This window comes from Bradyrhizobium sp. BRP19 (assembly GCF_020194195.1).
In the GTDB taxonomy this organism is placed as follows: Bacteria; Pseudomonadota; Alphaproteobacteria; order Rhizobiales; family Xanthobacteraceae; genus Bradyrhizobium; species Bradyrhizobium yuanmingense.
In genome coordinates this window covers 1-2,785 of sequence record NZ_JADYVZ010000060.1, presented here as the reverse complement: position 1 = coordinate 2,785, position 2,785 = coordinate 1, and the positions used below count along the sequence as shown (strand labels likewise).

General features: G+C 62.0%; 3 protein-coding genes and 2 pseudogenes. All 5 read left to right on the top strand.

The genetic code is table 11. The features are described 5' to 3' along the window. Positions 1–130: pseudogene (locus I6F36_RS38420) on the top strand (transposase); the annotation flags it as partial. A gap of 78 nt (positions 131–208) precedes the next feature. Further along, positions 209–631, top strand: coding sequence for a transposase (locus I6F36_RS38415; protein WP_225143587.1), 423 nt, complete (start codon positions 209–211; stop codon positions 629–631). Then, positions 628–981 (top strand): IS66 family insertion sequence element accessory protein TnpB, encoded by a 354-nt coding sequence (gene tnpB, locus I6F36_RS38410; RefSeq protein WP_106329899.1) that lies wholly within the window; start codon positions 628–630, stop codon positions 979–981. The genes I6F36_RS38415 and tnpB overlap by 4 nt, the downstream gene beginning before the upstream one ends. A 69-nt stretch (positions 982–1,050) precedes the next feature. After that, complete coding sequence (locus I6F36_RS38405; protein ID WP_225173240.1) at positions 1,051–2,652, top strand: IS66 family transposase; 1,602 nt, start codon at positions 1,051–1,053, stop codon at positions 2,650–2,652. Position 2,653: 1 nt separating this feature from the next. Then, a pseudogene (locus tag I6F36_RS38400) lies at positions 2,654–2,785 on the top strand (IS701 family transposase); the annotation flags it as partial.

The window sequence follows — 2,785 nt, the reverse complement described above, 5'->3', positions numbered from 1 at the left end:
TCGACAAGGGCTAACAGAACGCGGATTGGCCTGGGCCGTCGGCATCCCTCGGCACCTCAAGGTGTATCCGGTTGATGTGAAGCTCATTTGGCCGATTACCAAAGTCCGCGGGAAACCACGAAAGCACGTAAGCGCTTAGCCTTAACCCTTGCTTCGGGATCTGGATAGCTATGCGAAGAAAGCCTCCGGCTTTGGACGGAGGTTTTGGATGGGATTGGACAGCAAAAAAGACGTCCATTTGGACGGCCCATCGGCGGGGTCGGTTAGCCGGTTGGAAGTTCTTGAAGGACCGTCGGGGCGCCGCGTGCGTTCGGAAGCTGAGAGAGCTCGGATTGTCGCCGAGAGTCTGTTGCCCGGCGCCCAGGTATCCGAGGTCGCGCGCAAGCACGGAGCGACGCGCTGGCAGATCTACGATTGGCGACGGCGATTTCGACAGCGAGGCATGTTGCCGCCGTGCGAGGCATCCCCGCCGACATTCGCTCCGCTGGTCGTGGAACGTGCTTTGGAGGAGCTTCCTGCTCCGGCGATCAAGCTTGAGATCGTGATCGGTGATGTCGTGCTGCGGACGGATACGGCCATTGATGGTGAGCAGCTGTCCCGGGTGATCCGTGCGGTGCGAGCGTCACGATGATCGCGGCCGGTGCTGATCTGAAGATTTACATCGCGACGCGGCCGATCGACTTCCGCTGTGGCCACGATGGGCTTGCGGCGAAGGTGCAGGAGATGCTTCGTCTCGACCCGTTCAGCGGCGCAGCCTTCGTGTTCCGATCGAAACGAGCGGACCGGATCAAGATTTTGGTCTGGGATCGAACGGGCCTGGTGTTGGTGCACAAGCGTCTCGAAGGTTGCAAGTTTGTTTGGCCAACGATCGCAGACGGCGTGATGCGGATATCGCCGGCGATGTTCGCGGCCTTGTTCGAGGGGCTGGATTGGAGGTTGGTCCGCCCGGAAGAAGCGCGGCGCCCGCAGGTCGCTGGATAACTGCGGCAGAATGACTCGGCAGCTATTTTGAGCGTGGCACGCGCGGCGGCGATGTGCTCGAAATAGCGCATGAGCATCGCGGCGCTGCGCGACGAAAACGAACAACTGAAAGCGCTTTTGGCGCAAACGCAGGCGGCCTTGAGCGAGCATCAGGGGGCGCTGGCGGCGTCGGAGGAAGCGCGGCGTCGGCTGGAGGTCATCCTCGGCGAATTGCGGCGCGACAGGTTCGGCGCGAAGTCCGAGAAGCTGCGGCCAGATCAGTATCACTTACCGTTGGAAGACGTGGAGATCGCGCAAGGCATCCTGGACGCGGCGCAGGAGAGAGCCGAGGCTGTGATCAAGGGCCGATCGCGGAGCGTGCCGGATCAAGGTTCTCATCGCAATCGCGGCTGCTTGCCTGCCCATTTGCCACGCGTGGAACGGATCATCGAGCCTGCAAGCACGCTCTGCCCGTGCGGTTGCGGCGCCATGACGAAGATCGGCGAGGACGTCAGCAAGCGCCTCGACGTGATCCCGGCGCAATGGCGCGTGCTGGTCACGCGCCGGCCGAAATACATCTGTCGTCGCTGTTCGGGGCCCGTCGTGCAGGCGCACGCACCGGAGCACGTCGTGCCCGGCGGGCTGCCGACCGAAGCGGCCATCGCGCACGTGATCGTCTCCAAATTTGGCGACCATACGCCATTTTACCGTCAGGCCGAGATCTATGCGCGCCAGGGGATCCGGCTCGATCGGGCGACGCTGGGCAACTGGTCTGGCCGCGCCTGCTTCCACCTTCAGCCCATCGCGGACCACATGCGCCACCACCTGGCTATGGCGGATCGGTTGTTCATGGATGAGACCAAGGCGCCGGTACTGGATCCGGGGCGCGGCCAAACGAAGAAAGGCTACTTCTGGGCGGTCGCCTCCGACGACCGCGGCCACAGCGGCCCAAGTCCACCGATCGTGTTGTTCAGGTATGCCCCCGGTCGCAGCGGTGCCTTCGCGCAGCAGTTCCTGGACGGCTTTGGCGGACGCTACCTGCAATGCGACGCCTATGACGGCTATGACCGGTTGAACGAAGTCGTTCGACCACAAGGGCCTTGGACGCTCGTGCATTGCTGGAGCCATTTGCGCCGGCGCTTCGTCAAATTGGTGCGCAACAGCAAGTCACCGATCGCCGAGGCCGCTGTTCGGCACATCGCGCAGCTTTACGCCATCGAAGCCATGGTGCGTGGCTCATCGCCGGACATCCGGTTGGCCGCGCGCAAGGAGCACTCGCTGCCAATGATAGCCACGTTAAAGCTGTGGTTCGAGAAACAGCTTTCGATGATCTCCAGCGGTTCGACCCTCGCCGAGGATATCCGCTATGCGCTCAATCATTGGCAGGGGCTGACGCGCTTCCTCGAAGACGGACGTCTCGAGCTTGACACTAACCCGGTCGAGAACGCCATCCGGCCAATCTGCTTGACCAGGAAAAACGCTCTCTTCGCCGGACATGAAATCGGGGCCGAAAACTGGGCCTTGCTGGCATCGATCGTCGCCACCTGCAAACTCAACGACGTCAATCCGGCCAGCTACATCGCCGAAACACTCGAGGCGATCATCGACGGCCATCCCCATGGTAGAATCGAAGACCTCATGCCGTGGCGATTCCGCAAGGCGTCAAGCCAGTCTCAACAGGGACACGGCTGAGCGCTTACGAAAGCACCACGTGCCGGATATCTTATCGATTGCGGCAGAACACATGCTGGCGAGCGCCAAATGGAAAACCGTGAGTTGGCGCAGCGGGACGAAAGGTCGGCTGAAAGCCCGATTTGCTGCTCTC

Coding starts and splice junctions, on each gene's coding strand:
- I6F36_RS38415 (WP_225143587.1), top strand. CDS start 209: ATGGGATTGGACAGCAAAAAAGACGTCCATTTGGACGGCCCATCGGCG.
- tnpB (WP_106329899.1), top strand. CDS start 628: ATGATCGCGGCCGGTGCTGATCTGAAGATTTACATCGCGACGCGGCCG.
- I6F36_RS38405 (WP_225173240.1), top strand. CDS start 1,051: ATGAGCATCGCGGCGCTGCGCGACGAAAACGAACAACTGAAAGCGCTT.